The sequence below is a fragment of the Microcoleus sp. A6-C6 genome (genome assembly GCF_036705955.1).
GTDB lineage: Bacteria > Cyanobacteriota > Cyanobacteriia > Cyanobacteriales > Microcoleaceae > Microcoleus.
In genome coordinates this window covers 1-13,857 of record NZ_JAUBVR010000021.1, presented here as the reverse complement: position 1 = coordinate 13,857, position 13,857 = coordinate 1, and the positions used below count along the sequence as shown (strand labels likewise).

General features: G+C 47.1%; 12 protein-coding genes and 1 tRNA gene. 5 read left to right on the top strand and 8 right to left on the bottom strand.

Annotated features, from left to right (window positions below):
• Nucleotides 1-86 precede the first annotated feature (86 nt).
• The 3 genes from hetZ (at nt 87) to QUB52_RS11220 (ending at nt 5,034) form a co-directional block, all read left to right on the top strand.
• Nucleotides 87-1,268 carry a heterocyst differentiation protein HetZ gene (gene hetZ, locus QUB52_RS11230; RefSeq protein WP_265233373.1) on the top strand — a complete coding sequence of 394 codons (1,182 nt, stop codon included), beginning with the start codon at nt 87-89 and terminating at the stop codon, nt 1,266-1,268.
• Nucleotides 1,261-2,316: a hypothetical protein gene (locus QUB52_RS11225; protein ID WP_332973245.1), complete on the top strand. Its 1,056-nt coding sequence runs from the start codon at nt 1,261-1,263 to the stop codon at nt 2,314-2,316. The genes hetZ and QUB52_RS11225 overlap by 8 nt, the downstream gene beginning before the upstream one ends.
• Nucleotides 2,317-2,661: 345 nt before the next feature.
• Nucleotides 2,662-5,034 carry a transglutaminaseTgpA domain-containing protein gene (locus QUB52_RS11220; protein WP_332973246.1) on the top strand — a complete coding sequence of 791 codons (2,373 nt, stop codon included), beginning with the start codon at nt 2,662-2,664 and terminating at the stop codon, nt 5,032-5,034.
• Between the two features lie 162 nt (nt 5,035-5,196).
• Here QUB52_RS11220 and QUB52_RS11215 read toward each other — a convergent pair.
• The 8 genes from QUB52_RS11215 to QUB52_RS29255 form a co-directional block, all read right to left on the bottom strand.
• A tRNA-Leu gene (locus QUB52_RS11215) sits at nt 5,197-5,278 on the bottom strand.
• A gap of 130 nt (nt 5,279-5,408) precedes the next feature.
• On the bottom strand, nt 5,409-6,158 hold the full coding sequence (locus tag QUB52_RS11210; RefSeq protein ID WP_265233377.1) for a peptidoglycan-binding domain-containing protein: 750 nt from the start codon (nt 6,156-6,158) through the stop codon (nt 5,409-5,411).
• A 389-nt stretch (nt 6,159-6,547) separates the two neighbouring features.
• Entirely contained in the window at nt 6,548-8,968 is a 2,421-nt protein-coding gene (locus QUB52_RS11205; RefSeq protein ID WP_265233378.1) for a sucrose synthase, read from the bottom strand.
• A 133-nt stretch (nt 8,969-9,101) separates the two neighbouring features.
• Nucleotides 9,102-10,625 carry a carboxypeptidase M32 gene (locus tag QUB52_RS11200; protein WP_332969886.1) on the bottom strand — a complete coding sequence of 508 codons (1,524 nt, stop codon included), beginning with the start codon at nt 10,623-10,625 and terminating at the stop codon, nt 9,102-9,104.
• 79 nt (nt 10,626-10,704) lie between these two features.
• On the bottom strand, nt 10,705-11,907 hold the full coding sequence (locus QUB52_RS11195) for a tetratricopeptide repeat protein (protein WP_332973247.1): 1,203 nt from the start codon (nt 11,905-11,907) through the stop codon (nt 10,705-10,707).
• A 282-nt stretch (nt 11,908-12,189) separates the two neighbouring features.
• A complete protein-coding gene (locus tag QUB52_RS11190) occupies nt 12,190-12,531 on the bottom strand; it encodes a type II toxin-antitoxin system PemK/MazF family toxin (RefSeq protein WP_332973248.1) in 342 nt (113 codons plus the stop codon).
• A complete protein-coding gene (locus QUB52_RS11185) occupies nt 12,518-12,916 on the bottom strand; it encodes a type II toxin-antitoxin system Phd/YefM family antitoxin (RefSeq protein WP_332973249.1) in 399 nt (132 codons plus the stop codon). Before QUB52_RS11185 ends, QUB52_RS11190 begins: the two co-directional genes overlap by 14 nt.
• A gap of 54 nt (nt 12,917-12,970) precedes the next feature.
• Nucleotides 12,971-13,117, bottom strand: a complete 147-nt coding sequence (locus QUB52_RS29255; protein WP_442923401.1) for a TPR end-of-group domain-containing protein — start codon at nt 13,115-13,117, stop codon at nt 12,971-12,973.
• A gap of 25 nt (nt 13,118-13,142) precedes the next feature.
• On the opposite strand from QUB52_RS29255, the gene QUB52_RS11180 reads away from it, so the two are divergent.
• Together QUB52_RS11180 and QUB52_RS11175 are read left to right on the top strand one after the other, a co-directional pair.
• Nucleotides 13,143-13,550 (top strand): ribbon-helix-helix domain-containing protein, encoded by a 408-nt coding sequence (locus tag QUB52_RS11180; protein ID WP_332973250.1) that lies wholly within the window; start codon nt 13,143-13,145, stop codon nt 13,548-13,550.
• A complete protein-coding gene (locus tag QUB52_RS11175; RefSeq protein WP_332973251.1) occupies nt 13,547-13,801 on the top strand; it encodes a type II toxin-antitoxin system RelE/ParE family toxin in 255 nt (84 codons plus the stop codon). The genes QUB52_RS11180 and QUB52_RS11175 overlap by 4 nt, the downstream gene beginning before the upstream one ends.
• The last annotated feature ends 56 nt before the right edge of the window (nt 13,802-13,857 follow it).

The following is a 13,857-nucleotide window of genomic DNA, read 5'->3' as shown; positions in this document are numbered from 1 at the left end:
ATACCTAGCACTGCCCACTATAAAATGTAAAATCCCAAATTTAACGTACCAGAGTGTGCTAATTTCAATGTGAGCTGTAAACAATCATGCGGGAAATCTGCCAGAGCGTGGAAACCATATTTCAACTGCTGTTAGACGAACTCAAAAAGTCCACTCGCGCGTCTGAGCAGAATTGCCAAGATGTAGCAGGGCGACTCGCAGCAGAAGTCACCAGGATATGCACAGAAAGTCAGCGGATTCAAGACTCAGGAGACATAGAAGGTGCAGCCGAGAGCCTCGCCCGGCACCGCTTGCAACAATGTCTCCACTATGAAAATTTAGGCTCCGGGCCCGGGCGAGTAGAATTGCACAGTACCCTCAGCGCGATCGTCTATCGCTACATCACCCCTCCCCAGGTGCAGTCTAGCTATCAGGCGCGAGTAGAACTGATCAAAGATTTCTTGCAGGGATTTTATCTGGAAGCTTTAAAGGCATTCCGGCGGGAAACCCAACTGCCACCTACCTACAGTCCCCGCACTCGCTTAGAACTAGCAGAGTACATGGCTTTTGTAGAGCGTTTCGGCAAGCGGCGCATTCCTTTGCCTCGCAACCGGAGCCAGCAACTAATTATTTTGCGGGCCCAAACCTTTTCCCAGCAACAACCCAAAGAAACCTCCGTGGATATGGAACAAGCCGCCGACGGTGGGGCTTCAGATTCCGACCAAACTTGGAACGACACCTCGGTGCACTCGGTGCGGGAAGCAATGGCGGGACAGGGTTCCTCGGCAATTCGCCCCCAAGGCGACGAGTCAGAATCTTTGCGCCAAAATGTGATTGACGAATTAGTCGCTTACTTGAAAGAGCGCAACCAACAAGAATGCGCCGATTATTTCATATTGCGCTTGCAAGACTTGCCGACTAATGAAATAGAGTCGCTTCTAAACATAACTCCGCGCCAAAGGGACTATTTGCAGCAGCGCTTCAAGTACCATTTGCTCAGGTTTGCCATGTCGCACCGCTGGGAACTGGTTCACCAGTGGCTGGAAGCAGACTTAGATCGCAATCTGGGTTTACTGCCTTCTGAGTGGCAAATTTTTGGTGAGCAAATTGGCCCAGAGGGACAGCGTTTGCTAAAGTTGAAACAACAGGGTCTGTCAGAGTCAGCGATCGCGCAAACCCTCGGCAGCACGGTAGCCCAGGTACAGAAACGGTGGTTTAAATTACTCGAACTTGCCTGGGAATTGCGAAATCGTTCAGATTCCGGAGAAGGGGCATCTACTGATGAATAACGAAACGAACAGGGATGCAGAGGCTTTCGATCGCCATTTCTTAGACTGGATATTGCAGGCGCCAATCGCGAATACCTCTAGCGAAGATCATGACAACCTCAATGAGCCCCATCCCTCAGAAGAGTGGGGCGACGAAGAGAATTCTGGGGTGGAATACTGGGAATGGGACGAACCAGACCCGCTGGATTATCAAGTGGGGGCGCACAGCAATGCACCCGCACAACCGCTGACTATTGGAGATATACCGACCGTGCAAGACCGTTTTCAGACCTTGTTAAAACAAAGGCTTAGAGCCGAAATTGAATCCAACCCGCCACTGTTCCCCTGGGAAACAGAAATCAAAAGCTACGAACACGACTACCCAGACGATGTAGCCCCCCAATGGGTTCCCCCCCTACATATCTGGACTCCCCAACTACAAAATATTAGATGGGGTCGCCTGCCAATTCCGATCGCCCAAGGGGTTTTTGCTCAACTGCTAGAACCTTGTCAGGAACTGGTAATGTCGTCGCTGCGGGAAGGTGCGAAGTTAGTTCGCGCTGTAGATAGTTTGTTTCCGGGCCAGTCTCAGGAACTTAACGAATTAGCTGGTTTTGTACTCATGGGTGCGGCCAGAGGAATTACAGCTTCAGAAGTAGAAGATTTACCGAATTACTCCGAGGCAACTACCGATCAACAAATGCTAATGTCGCTGTTGGCCGCCCGACAAATCATTGAGTCTTTAACTTTGAATTGTCCTGTAAATCAGCCCCCGGTTTCGCGGGAGTGGCTGACTGCTTTGGGCTCGCTGACTCTGCAAGCTCAATACCTATCGAACCGCAATACAGAACCACCAAGGCCGTGTTTAAGAGTTGAGTGCGAATTTCCTGGGGGAGGAAGTTTGGAACTCAAGGGAGGAGATGCCGAAGCAACTGCACATCGTCCGAATTCCGGGCATTTAAGTGTGGAGTTGTTTGACCCGCAACCTGACAAGACTTATGCTCTAGAAGTGAGATTCCAAAACTTCGATAGCCGACCTCTGATGTTTGCTATTCGTCCAACTTTGTGAAGACAAAATAGCAAATAGAAAGTTCAGTTGACAGTTGACAGTTGACAGTTGACAGCTACATCTACTTGGAAGGAAGAGGATTGGATTAATGAATAGTCTGATTTTAATTTTTGCCTACAAGGAAGAGGCTTTAAACCAATTCTTTCTGGTAAAATTAGAGTAAACAATGTATGTTTTACTCTGCGGTTTGACCTCACACAAAAACAAATGCAATCCCCCGACTTCTGTTGTCGTGGAAAGCAAAAAATTTTAGAGATTAGTTAAAGCCCTCCCAGATTCAAAGCTGCGAGAAAATCTAAAATCTAAAATCCAAAATCTAAAATAGACTGACTTGGATGGGTGCACATGACAACTGATAACCTGCGAAAGATACCTGTTTTAGGTAAGCTGTGGGAGCAGATTGAGGCAATGCCTCCGCCGGTGATTGAGGATTCTTTACTGCTGCGAATCCTGGTTCAGTTGTTGGTAATTGTGGGAATTGTAGCTACTGACGTTGCTGCTGAAGAAAGCCTGAACCTGTGGGCTGTGCCTGTCAGTATTGTGGGAGCAACTTGGAGTTGGTATCGCCGCCGCGATCGCAATATAGCTGCTAAATTCTGCATAGCTATTGCCATGCTGGTGGCGCTGTTCGCTTTTTTTACCCGTTTGGTAGGAGAATTAAACGATACGCGGTTAGTTTTGGCGCAACTGTTAATTAACATTCAAGTCCTGCACAGCTTCGATTTGCCCCGCCGCAAGGATTTGGGCTATTCGATCGTCATCGGGCTGATTCTGTTGAGTGTAGCAGCGACGATCAGCCAAACCCTGACTTTTGGGCCGCTGCTGTTGTTGTTTTTGGCTTTAGCGCTGCCGACTTTGGTGCTAGATTATCGATCGCGCTTGGGACTATCATCGACGAAGCTAGAAAGCATTCGCGATTCGACAGAAGGTAAAGGAAAAAATAACAACTGGTCGTTATTTGCTGCTACTTTATCCCCCAAGTATTTTGGTTGGCTGCTGCTGATAACTGTCGGGTTGGGACTGAGTATTTTTGCGTTTTTGCCGCGCCTTCCGGGCTATCAATTGCGGACTTTTCCGGTGAGTGCTCCCATTCAATATCAGGGGGAGTTTGACTCGCGCAGCATTCTGAATCCGGGGTATGTCAAGGGAGGAAATCAAAAAGGAACTGGCGGAGGAAGGGGGAGAAACCCAGACAAAGGGCCAGGAGATGTGGACTCTACTTTTTATTACGGTTTCAACCAGCGCATCAATCAAAATTTGCGGGGGGAAATGAAACCTCAAGTGGTGATGCGCGTGCGATCGCAGGCGGCGGGTTTTTGGCGGGTGTTAGGCTTTGACAAATACACTGGTCAGGGTTGGGAAATTTCTCGCAACGAACAAGCTTTTAAGGTGAATCGACCTCGCTGGTCTTATCAATTTTATCTGAATCCTTTTCCCAATGCACCTCGCACTCAAGAGGTGATTCAAAGTTATACTATTCTTGCTCAGTTGCCGAATTTGATTCCGGCTTTAAGCAAGCCGAAGGAACTTTATTTTCCGACGACGGAAGTGGCGATTGATGCGGAGGGAGGTTTGCGATCGCCTGTGGAATTGGCGGATGGTTTGACATATACGGTGATTTCTAACGTACCTTTTCGCGATCGCTCTTTGTTGGGGCAAACTGGTACTAATTACCCGAAAAATGTTCGCAAGTTCTATTTGGATTTGCCGCCGAAAATTGCCGCCAAGGTGCGAGAAAAAACTGAAGAAATTTTGTTGGCGAGAACAAGAGTGGCTAAGTCGGACAGGGCGATCGATTCTCCTTACGAAAAAGCTTTGTACTTAGCTCAATATTTGAAGCAAAACCCGAACTACAAACTTGTAAAAGCTTTGCCTTATTTAGAGGAAAGTGAAGATTTAGTCGAGGGTTTTCTGTTTGGCTATCAAAACACGCAAGACGGCAAAAAAGTTACAGGCGGATATCCCGACCATTTTTCGACGGTACTGACTATTATGCTCAGATCGATCGGGATTCCGGCGCGAATGGCTGGCGGTTTCGATACGGGGGAATTCAACCCGTTTACTGGTTTGTATGTTGTGAAAAATACTGACGCTTTTTTGATGACGGAGGTATATTTTCCTAATTACGGCTGGTTCGCTTTTAATCCGATTCCCGGTTATCCGCTGATTCCGGCTTCGGTGGAAGACAACCAGACTTTTAGCGCGATCGAATCGTTTTGGAAGTGGATCGCGGGTTGGCTACCAACGCCTCTCAGAAGCGGGCTTGATTCAGTTATCGGTTTTGTGATTGGCTGGATCAGTTTGATTCTCGGCTGGTTTCTGGGACAGTTTGCTAAGGGTTGGGTGGGGTTATTTACTGGGTTAATTAGTGCGATCGGCTTTGGCTTTATTGGCTGGTTAATTTGGGAAGGTTGGCGCAAATGGCGCTACCGGCGCTGGCTAGGGAAATTGCCGCCGGTGGAGGGGGTTTATCAGCAAATGTTGAAGGATTTGGCGAGTCGGGGATTTGCCAAGCAAAAAGCTCAAACGCCTTTGGAGTATGCTGAGGCAATGCGCGGCAATCATCCAACTGATGAAGCTGAGGTAATTGAAGAAGTTTCGCAGGCTTACGTGCGCTGGAAGTATGGCGGTGAAGCGGGAAATTTGGCTCAGTTGCGGCAATTGGTGGACAATTTAAGGCGATCGCACTTAAAGAAACTGAAAAAGCGCTGGTTTTAAGATACGACGTACGGTTGAAACCGCGTCTACACAAACGAAGTCCGCCTCCGCGGACTGAAGATAATTAATAAAATCTGGTGATTTTAACTGCGCACTATTGAACCCGCGGAGGCGGGTTTTGTTTGTATAGAAGCGGTTTCAACCGCCGGATACTCTATGGTATGCGGATAAAAGGACTTGAACCTTCACTCCTTTCGGAACCAGAACCTAAATCTGGCGCGTCTGCCAATTTCGCCATATCCGCATTTGGACATTCAACTATCCTAACATACAACATAGCGATATGTCAACATCGAGAAACCCGGTCATTTTTGGACACCGGGTTCAATGATGAGTTATTGCCACAGGAATTTTCCCAATTTCGGACTCGTCACTTAGTTTTGCCCGATCGCCTTCCAGGTGATTTCGTCCACCACGCCATCAGTCGTCAAACCCTTAGACTCCTGAAATTTCTTGACAGCCGTAGCAGTGCGAGCGCCAAAAATGCCGTCAATCGGGCCCGGCTCGTAACCCTGTATTTCCAAACGCACCTGTAGCGTCTTCACCTTGGAACCAGCAGCACCTTTAGTCAGAGCAGTTGCAGGATTGCCGCGAACAGGAGCGCTGTTCTGAGTTGGAGCATTGCTCTGAATTGAATCGCTGTTCTGAATTGGAGCATCGCTCTGCAATTTTTCAGGAGCCCGCGCCGGATCTGCTGCTAAAGCTGTCCAAGTTTGTTTATCCACGATCCCGTCGGAGTTCAAGCTTTTAGACTTCTGAAAAGAACTGACAGCAGATGTGGTGCGAGAACCATAGGAACCGTCGATCGTCCCGATCGCAAAACCGTGAACTTGCAACCGCTGCTGTATGGCCGCAACTTCTGGGCCGTCTGCTCCTGCTGAGATAGTTTTTTCCTTTCTGACAGGCTTTTGCTCCCCTGCATAAAAAGGCTTGTTAAACATATCTCCTTGGGAATTCGCATCGGGCTGTACCGACGCACCTGGATCGGCGGGAGCTGTAAAGTCTCTGCGATACTGTTGTTCCTGCACAAAGGGTTTGGACTCGAAGGCTGCATTTGCCTTTTTAGTCAGCCCTGGAGCGAGCAGAGCGAGCAAGCTGAAAATCGTAACAGTAGTTACACGCATAAGTTTGATCCTGTTGCTAAAGTTTGACAAGGTTTCCCTGTTTTCATGTTTCTCAATCTCATTGTATTACCCGGATAGCTTTCTAAAAAATATCTTTCCAAGCCTTTAGAAGTTCGGCAATGGGACAGCAGCAGTCAGGAGTTGCTAGTTGGAAGTTACGAATTGGAAGTAGGGGCCGTTTCGGGCGATTCCTCAAAAACCGGGTTTTTGAGGAGATGTTTCGTTACCAAAGCCAATATTGTCGTAGAAACTGGATTTTTTAGCGTAAGTCCTATTGTACAAAACCTGCTCTCCTTCACAAATCTTTACTAGCGGGTCTTGTACAAAGTCGATCGCTCCGAGGCCAAGTTTTTTCTCTCAACCGGCCCCTACAAATCCAAAATCGTCACTTATCGGTTCGCGTGTTCTGCCAATAAAGCCTTCGCTCTCGGCTTGTAAATCAGATAAAACAGCGCTTCTATGTAGCGGAGCATATCTTCGCGGTTTTCCTGAGACGAGTAGTTCCAGAAACCGTAAGTCTTGGCCAGAGTCAGCAGCCTGCTAGTGTGAATTTTCCAGGTATAGGTGCTGTAAACTCGGTCAATTCCTCGCGTTGAAATTTCATACCAATAGTTGGGATTTTGTTCGCATTTAGAGAAGAAATCGAGAATCTTTTGGGCAGTTTCCTGGTGGTTAGTCGGGTTGATATAAAACCCATTTACCCCATCTTGAATGATTTCCAGCGGGCCGCCAAACTGTGTCCCAAAAGTGGGAATGCCGGTAATCATTGCTTCGAGAATTGTCAAACCGAAAGCTTCAAATAAGGCTGGCTGAACAAATATACCTTGGCCATCGGCGATTACCCGGTAGATTTCGCCGGACAGGCTTTTGGAAAGCCGCACTCCCAGCCAGCGAATTTTACCGTGCAGGTTGTATTGCTCGATAATTGTGTAGAGCTTTTTAATTTCTTCTGCTTCTTCGTAATCTTCGGTTTCTTCGACTCTCAGCTTGCCGGCTACCAGAATTAAATTGCATTTTTCTTGCAATTCTTGGCTTTTACCAAACAATTCTGCTAAGCCTGTCATGTTTTTAATGCGATCGAGCCTGGCCATCGAAAATAAAGGGCGCTTTTGCGGGTCGTCGAGCGTTCCGAAGACCTGTTCGGGGTCTTCTAGGGTAAACAGCAGTTCGTTGAGCCGATCGCGATCGCCCTGCACCCGGTCTTCTGTCCGCGTGTAAGGAAAATACACGCTTTCGTTGACTCCCGGCGGCACAACATTAAATTTAGGGCTGAACAATTCAATGCCGTTCACAACGTGGTACAAATCCGGCATAGTAAAACAATTGTACGATTCGTACTGCCCGACACTATCGGGTTTACCCACAATCTCTTGATAGGTGCTGCTGATAATAAAATTAGCCGCATTCATCGCAATTATATCAGCAGTAAATTGCATCGCGAAATGATATTTTTCTTCAGATTCTTGCCAATAAAGATTGCTGAACAAATATTTAGATTTTTCCAGCGCGTGGGCTATATTACACTGAGTAACCTTCAGTTTTCTCGACAGCAAAAATGCTACCAAATTGCCGTCTGAATAATTGCCAATAATTAAATCCGGTTTCCCCTGAAACTCAGCCAGCAGTTCGGTTTCGGCATCGATCGCGTAAGTTTCCAGATAAGGCCAAATCTCGAAACGCGAAATCCAATTTTGAGTTAGTTTGGGATTGAACTCCCGGAAGGGAACCCGCAAAATCCAAGCATTTTCGGTGCCGTGAACTTTTTCTAAACGTTCGTTGCAGCGCGTGCCGTCGCTGTTAGCAATTAGCCTGGTGAGAATAATTACTTTAGGTTTTGCGCCTAAACTATCGAGACCGGCAAGATGAATGTCTTCTTGCAGTTGTTTCTCTAAATTTTTGGCTTGATCTAGGACATAAACTACTTGTCCTCCCGTATCCGGCCGCCCCAAAACTCCTTCTTGGCCGAACCAGCCGTGAGGAGAAACTAGGACGATTTTGAAAATCATCGGGATGCGAGAAATAAATGCTTCTAGGGTTTGCGGATCGGGGGAATCGATTAATTCGTCGAGAATTCCTAGGGTTTCTCCGACGCGGGCTGCGGTATTTCCCCAACCTGCGTCCAAACCCATCATTTGCAGGACAAATCGAAATCTTTCGTAGGGTTCGTCTTCAGAAAGTTCGCTGACAAAGGTGAGGGCTTTTTTGACTTGTTCTGAAAGTTGTTCTTGGGTTTTTATGCGATCGTTAATTAGTAACTGTACGCCGTTGTAGCGGTGAATGCGCAAGAAATCAAATAGAGTTTCCTGCCACTGTTTGGAGTCTTGAAACAGTTTGCTGGACAGGTATCGGTTGAGGAATTGTACTCCTTTGCCGATATTTTTGGGGTCGCGAATGGAGGGGGAATAGTCGTAAAACGGGCCGAAATCTAGTTCGAGGATGTCGCCTTCTTGGGGGTGAAAGTGGTTGACGAAGCGATCGCGCACATCGAGCAATTCTTGCACTGTCATCGCTTCCAGTGTCAAGTCATCTCCCACTCGCACTATTTCCATTGTCGCAATTTTTGGCCGCAGCAGGACGCAAAGGCTGGCCTCTTCGAGAATAATTTCCTGAACGTAATAAATCAGTTTGCTCAAATGAGAAGATTGATGGAACTGTTCGGGCTTTTCGTATTTGGTACAGTAGGCGGCAAAAGCGCTAACTATGTCGTTTCGCAGTAAATATTTATTCCCCAAAGCCCGCAAATCGCTGGCAAACTGCCGCAAGTCGGTTTTTTCGTCGCTGGCAATAACAGCCTGAAAGAGTTCAGACATACATACTCCCTTATTTGAAATTTTTTATTTGACCTGAAAAATAGAGCGATACTATCTGAATATCGCCCTATCTTTTCGAGCGCCTACTTTTTTTAATCTCATTTTAAAGTCTGCAATCTGAAATTGCTATCCGTCAAATGACATAAAATTCTCCGTATTTGTGGCGAATGTAGCGGACAAAGGGATCGATACTTAAAGGTGAACCGGTAACGCGATCGATCAATTCGACAGGAGTGTATTTGCGGCCGTGCTGGTAGATGTTTTGTTTGAGCCAGTCGTGGAGTACGCTGAAATTGCCCTGTTCTATTTGTGCGGGAATTTCGGGATTGTTTTTGACTGCGGTTTCGTAGAATTGAGCGCTCATCAAGTTGCCGAGGGTGTAACCTTGGAACATTCCGCCGATCGTCCCGACGTACCAGTGAACGTCCTGCATCGCACCATCGCTGTCGGTGGCGGGGACAACGCCGAGGTCAGTTTTATAGCGTTCGTTCCAGGCTTCGGGTAGATCACGGACGGCTAGTTTGCCCTCTACCATTGCCAATTCTAGGTCAAAGCGGATGGCGACGTGGAGGTTGTAGGTTACTTCGTCAGCGTCGGTGCGGACGAGCGATCGCGCGACTTTGTTAATTGCCCGGTAAAATGCGTCTGGGGATACGTCGCCCAACTGCTGCGAAAATAGGCTTTGTAGTTGCGGGTAAAAACACTGCCAAAAACCGCGACTCCGCCCGACTAAATTTTCCCAAAGTCGCGACTGGCTTTCGTGCACACCGGAGGAAATGCCACCGGCGAGAAGTGTGCCTTCAAATTCCGATGAATTGCCGAGTTCGTAGAGGGCGTGTCCGGCTTCGTGGATGCTGCTGAACAAAGCTTGATCCAAATGATCTTCGTAGACGCGGGTGGTGATACGCACGTCGTCTATGGAGAAGTTGGTCATGAAGGGGTGAAGCGTGGTGTCTTGCCGTCCGCGCTGGAAGTCGTACCCCATGCGTTGTACTACTGTGCGGGTGAATTCTAGTTGCTGGGCTTCTGGGAAGTATTGGTGCAAGCAGGAGTCGTCGGCGGCGGGTTGGGAGGTGATGGCTTCGACTATTGGGACTAATTCTTGACGCAGTTGGGCGAACAGCGGGCGCAGCAGGGATACTTTCATGCCGTAGTCGCTGCGATCGATCAAAGGATCGGCGATATGTTCGTATCCGGGGAAAAAGTCGGCGTACTGTCTGCTTAATTCTAGGGTTTTTTCGAGATAGGGTTCGACGGTTGCGAAGTTGTTTTCTGCTTTGGCTGTGGCCCAAACTTCGTAGCAGTCGGCTTGGTGGCGGCAAAGTGCGGACATGAAGGCTGCGGGGACTCTGGCGGCGCGATCGTAGTCTCTGCGGGCGATGCGGATCAGGCTGGCTGCGGTGGAGTCGTAAGGAAGGGTTTGTTCGTAGAAACGCAAGTCTTCTAGGAGTTCGCCTATTTTGGGGTCAGTAAATTTTTCGTGGGATATTTGTTTGAGAGTGGCCAACTGACGGCCTCTGGCGGTTGCACCTTTGGCGGGCATATAAGTCGCCTGATCCCAATGCAGCAGCGACGAGGCTGATTCGATGTCAGTAACTTCTCTGAGGTGGGCTGCAAGTTGAGCAAATTTTGCTTGAGTTTTGTCTAGGGTTTGCATGATTGGGGTTGGAGGTACTGTTTTGCCTAAAAAGGTTACAGTGCGGCATTGGTATCCATCAATCATTGCTACCCTGAAATCAAGCTAAAAACCGCACTTCTTCCCGTATTGTACGCAATTTTGAGTCATTTTGGCATAGTTTCCGGTATTTGTCCGGATTTAGTTCGATCGCCCTTGATAAGTTTTCGATAGCTTTCTGGATGCTGGTTGCTACAGCTTCGGGGCTGTTTGTGCGATCGCCCACGGCTTTTTCTAGGGCCCAGACGCAGGCTTTTTGATAGTAAAGATTTGGATCGTCTGGTGTGATGGCTATGATGCGATCGTAGGAAGCGATTGCTTCGGTAAATCGTTGGATTTTTTTGAGGGCGACAGCGCGGTTGTATAAGGCTTCGATGTTGTCTGGCTGCAACTCTAAGGTTTTGTCCCAAGAGGCGATGGCTTCTTCAAACTGTTGTAAGTTGGCCAAGGCCAGGCCGCGGTTGTACCAGGTTTCGCTGTCGTCTGGCTTGAGTTCGATCGCTTTGTCCCAGGATACGATCGCTGCTTCAAATTTTCCCATTTGGGCGATCGCCGTGCCGCGTTTGTTCCAGACTTCGGGGGAATTCGGGCGTAGTTGCAGGGTTTTGTCGTAGGAGGCGACGGCTTCGGGGTAGAGTTTTTCATCGGCTAGGACTAACCCGCGGTTGTACCAGGCTTGATACAAGTCTGGTTTTAGTTCGATCGCTTTGTCGTAGGATGCGATCGCCGCTGTATTTTGGCCGGAGTGTTTCAGGGCGAATGCTTTGTTGTACCAAGCTTCGGAGTAGTCTGCTTGGATGGCGATCGCTTTGTCGTAGGAGTCGATCGCTTCTGATAATTTTCCCAAGTTTACGAGGGTGTTGCCGCGGTTCGTCCAAGCTTCGTGATAGTTTGGCTTGAGTTCGATCGCCTGTTCGTAGGAGACGATGGCGTCTGAGAGTCTGTTGATCTTCCGCAAAACGTTCGCGCGATTATACCACGCTTCTGCATTTTTTGGTTTAATTTTTAAAGATTTGTTGTAAGCGGAGATCGCTTCGGGTAGCTGTCCCAATTTTCTGAGGGCTACGCCTTTGTTGTACCAAGCTTCGTGAAATTTCGGTTCAAGTTCGATCGCCTTTGACCAAGATGCGATCGCCGCTGACAGCCGTCCCATTGCTTCTAGGGCGTTACCGCGATCGTACAGCGTTTGAGCTTTTTGGGCGTTGACGGAGCTGATTTTTTCCACGGAATCGAGGGGCTTTTCTTTGCTAACTACATTTTGCAAGGGTTTTCACCTCATTAATTTTATTTAAAATTGTCGCTTTTGCTTTTATATTAAGGTTTCGCTGGAGTTTGAAGGCTAGCGATCGCCGATAATTGATTATTTATGGCAATTCTACAAGAACTCTGCCATCTTTTCAACTTTGTCTGCTATATACGTAAGTATTGAGTTTCTACGTATAGATTAATACTAAATTTTTCCGCTAATTGCGTAGAAGAGCAGAAAGGGCGATCGGCATGAGGTATGACAAACCTCACCCCAAGTATAATTTTCAAATATCTGCCATCACTGACTTAGAAAATTGCAGAGCTTTTCAGCAATTTGAGCCTGTATATTTGATGATAATTCACCTAACTCACGCTGAACAACCACTGTAGAAACAGTCACCAGTTGATGCAGCCTGATAGCAGATGGAACCCGCAGTCCCGAAGCAGGAAAGTCGGGATGAGAAGCATCTAATACGATATCTGTTTCCAGTAGATTTGTGGGCAGGCGACTTGTAATATAAGCAATAATAACATGACGCCTCGCTCCCAAAGGATTACTCAAACAAACTACTGGACGCAGTTTGTTTGCCGATAAATCATCATAGGGAAACGGTACTAGGAAAATCTTACCCTTGGTCATGAAAAGGTTTACCGTCAGCTAGGGTATAAATGTCTTCTTCGGGGTCAAGAATCGAACCACAATCAGGATCGATCGCTATTTTAATCCATTCTGAGTCATGGAATGGCAAGCCATCAGCTAAAGTGTAGATATCTTCGGCTGAATCTCTAAAAGAATCAAAGGCTGGATTGGCGATCGCAACTTTTAGCCATTCATATTCTTGTAGTTTTGCTTTGTTAATGAGGGCAGCTTCTAGTGCTTCCAGTCGCTTCAGGTCAGCATAAGTAATGATAGCAGCGATCGCCTTTCCTTCCTGTTCTATGACGATTCGTTCTCCACTATCTTCAATACTGGCGATGAGTTCGGGAAATCTGCCATTAATTACAGTTACATTTAGTTGAGTCATCTTTCTTTTGCCTCATTATTAATTATTCTATCAGATCGCGTCTGCTAGCTATCACTATTCTTCAATCAAGGCTTGAAACTGAGGGTGCGATCGCACGTTGTCAAAATCCGAGTCTGTTTTTGCCATTTCTCGGTATTTGTCAGGATTTAGATCGATCGCCCGCTGCAAGTTTTGAATCCATAAATCGAGTCCATCGTGCAGTGCATATTTATTATAAAATGCTTTTATGTCACGAGGAAATTATACCGTATTCGGTAGCAGCGGTTGTGTTCCTCAGCAGGTCAGAAGCCTGATGGTGACAATTTATGCAATAAATTTTAGGCTGATATCCGTACCTAGAGCCAGTTGCTACAATGATAGATATCCTAAATCTGTGGTGACGATGAACGTTATTCTTGCCATACCAGAAGATCTGCAAACCTATATTGAAGCTCAAATTCAGGCAGGGGATTACACCAGTGCGGTAGAGTATTTCCTAGATTTGGTGCAGCAAGATCGCCAGCGAAAACAGGCACAAGCGAAGTTAGAAAATTTGTTGCAAGAGGGTTTAGACTCAGAGGGAGAACCCGTGAATGCTGCATACTGGCAGAAGTTGCGCGCATCTGTTTTCGGTGACGATTCGCAACAGACATGAGTTATCAATTAATTGTCAAAAATCGTGCTACTCAAGATATCAGGCAACAAGCAAATTATATTCTGGTAAATGGAAATGCTCGTACTGCCGAGCGATTTCTACAGTTAGCTGAAGCTACTTTTGTCCAATTAGCGACGATACCGGGAATGGGGAAGATCGTGCGATTAGTATCTTCTCGCATGGGGGAAATTCGTCAGTGGCGAATTAAAGATTTTCAGGATTATCTAATCTTGGTAGTAATAAATATGTAGTGAAATTTAATTACAGTAATTGAATACATAGGATAATTTTATAACTCACACAATCA

Excerpts from the sequence above, each read along its gene's own strand:
- hetZ (WP_265233373.1), top strand. The coding sequence starts at position 87 with ATGCGGGAAATCTGCCAGAGCGTGGAAACCATATTTCAACTGCTGTTA.
- QUB52_RS11225 (WP_332973245.1), top strand. The coding sequence starts at position 1,261 with ATGAATAACGAAACGAACAGGGATGCAGAGGCTTTCGATCGCCATTTC.
- QUB52_RS11220 (WP_332973246.1), top strand. The coding sequence starts at position 2,662 with ATGACAACTGATAACCTGCGAAAGATACCTGTTTTAGGTAAGCTGTGG.
- QUB52_RS11210 (WP_265233377.1), bottom strand. The coding sequence starts at position 6,158 with ATGCGTGTAACTACTGTTACGATTTTCAGCTTGCTCGCTCTGCTCGCT.
- QUB52_RS11205 (WP_265233378.1), bottom strand. The coding sequence starts at position 8,968 with ATGTCTGAACTCTTTCAGGCTGTTATTGCCAGCGACGAAAAAACCGAC.
- QUB52_RS11200 (WP_332969886.1), bottom strand. The coding sequence starts at position 10,625 with ATGCAAACCCTAGACAAAACTCAAGCAAAATTTGCTCAACTTGCAGCC.
- QUB52_RS11190 (WP_332973248.1), bottom strand. The coding sequence starts at position 12,531 with ATGACCAAGGGTAAGATTTTCCTAGTACCGTTTCCCTATGATGATTTA.
- QUB52_RS11185 (WP_332973249.1), bottom strand. The coding sequence starts at position 12,916 with ATGACTCAACTAAATGTAACTGTAATTAATGGCAGATTTCCCGAACTC.
- QUB52_RS11180 (WP_332973250.1), top strand. The coding sequence starts at position 13,143 with ATGTCACGAGGAAATTATACCGTATTCGGTAGCAGCGGTTGTGTTCCT.
- QUB52_RS11175 (WP_332973251.1), top strand. The coding sequence starts at position 13,547 with ATGAGTTATCAATTAATTGTCAAAAATCGTGCTACTCAAGATATCAGG.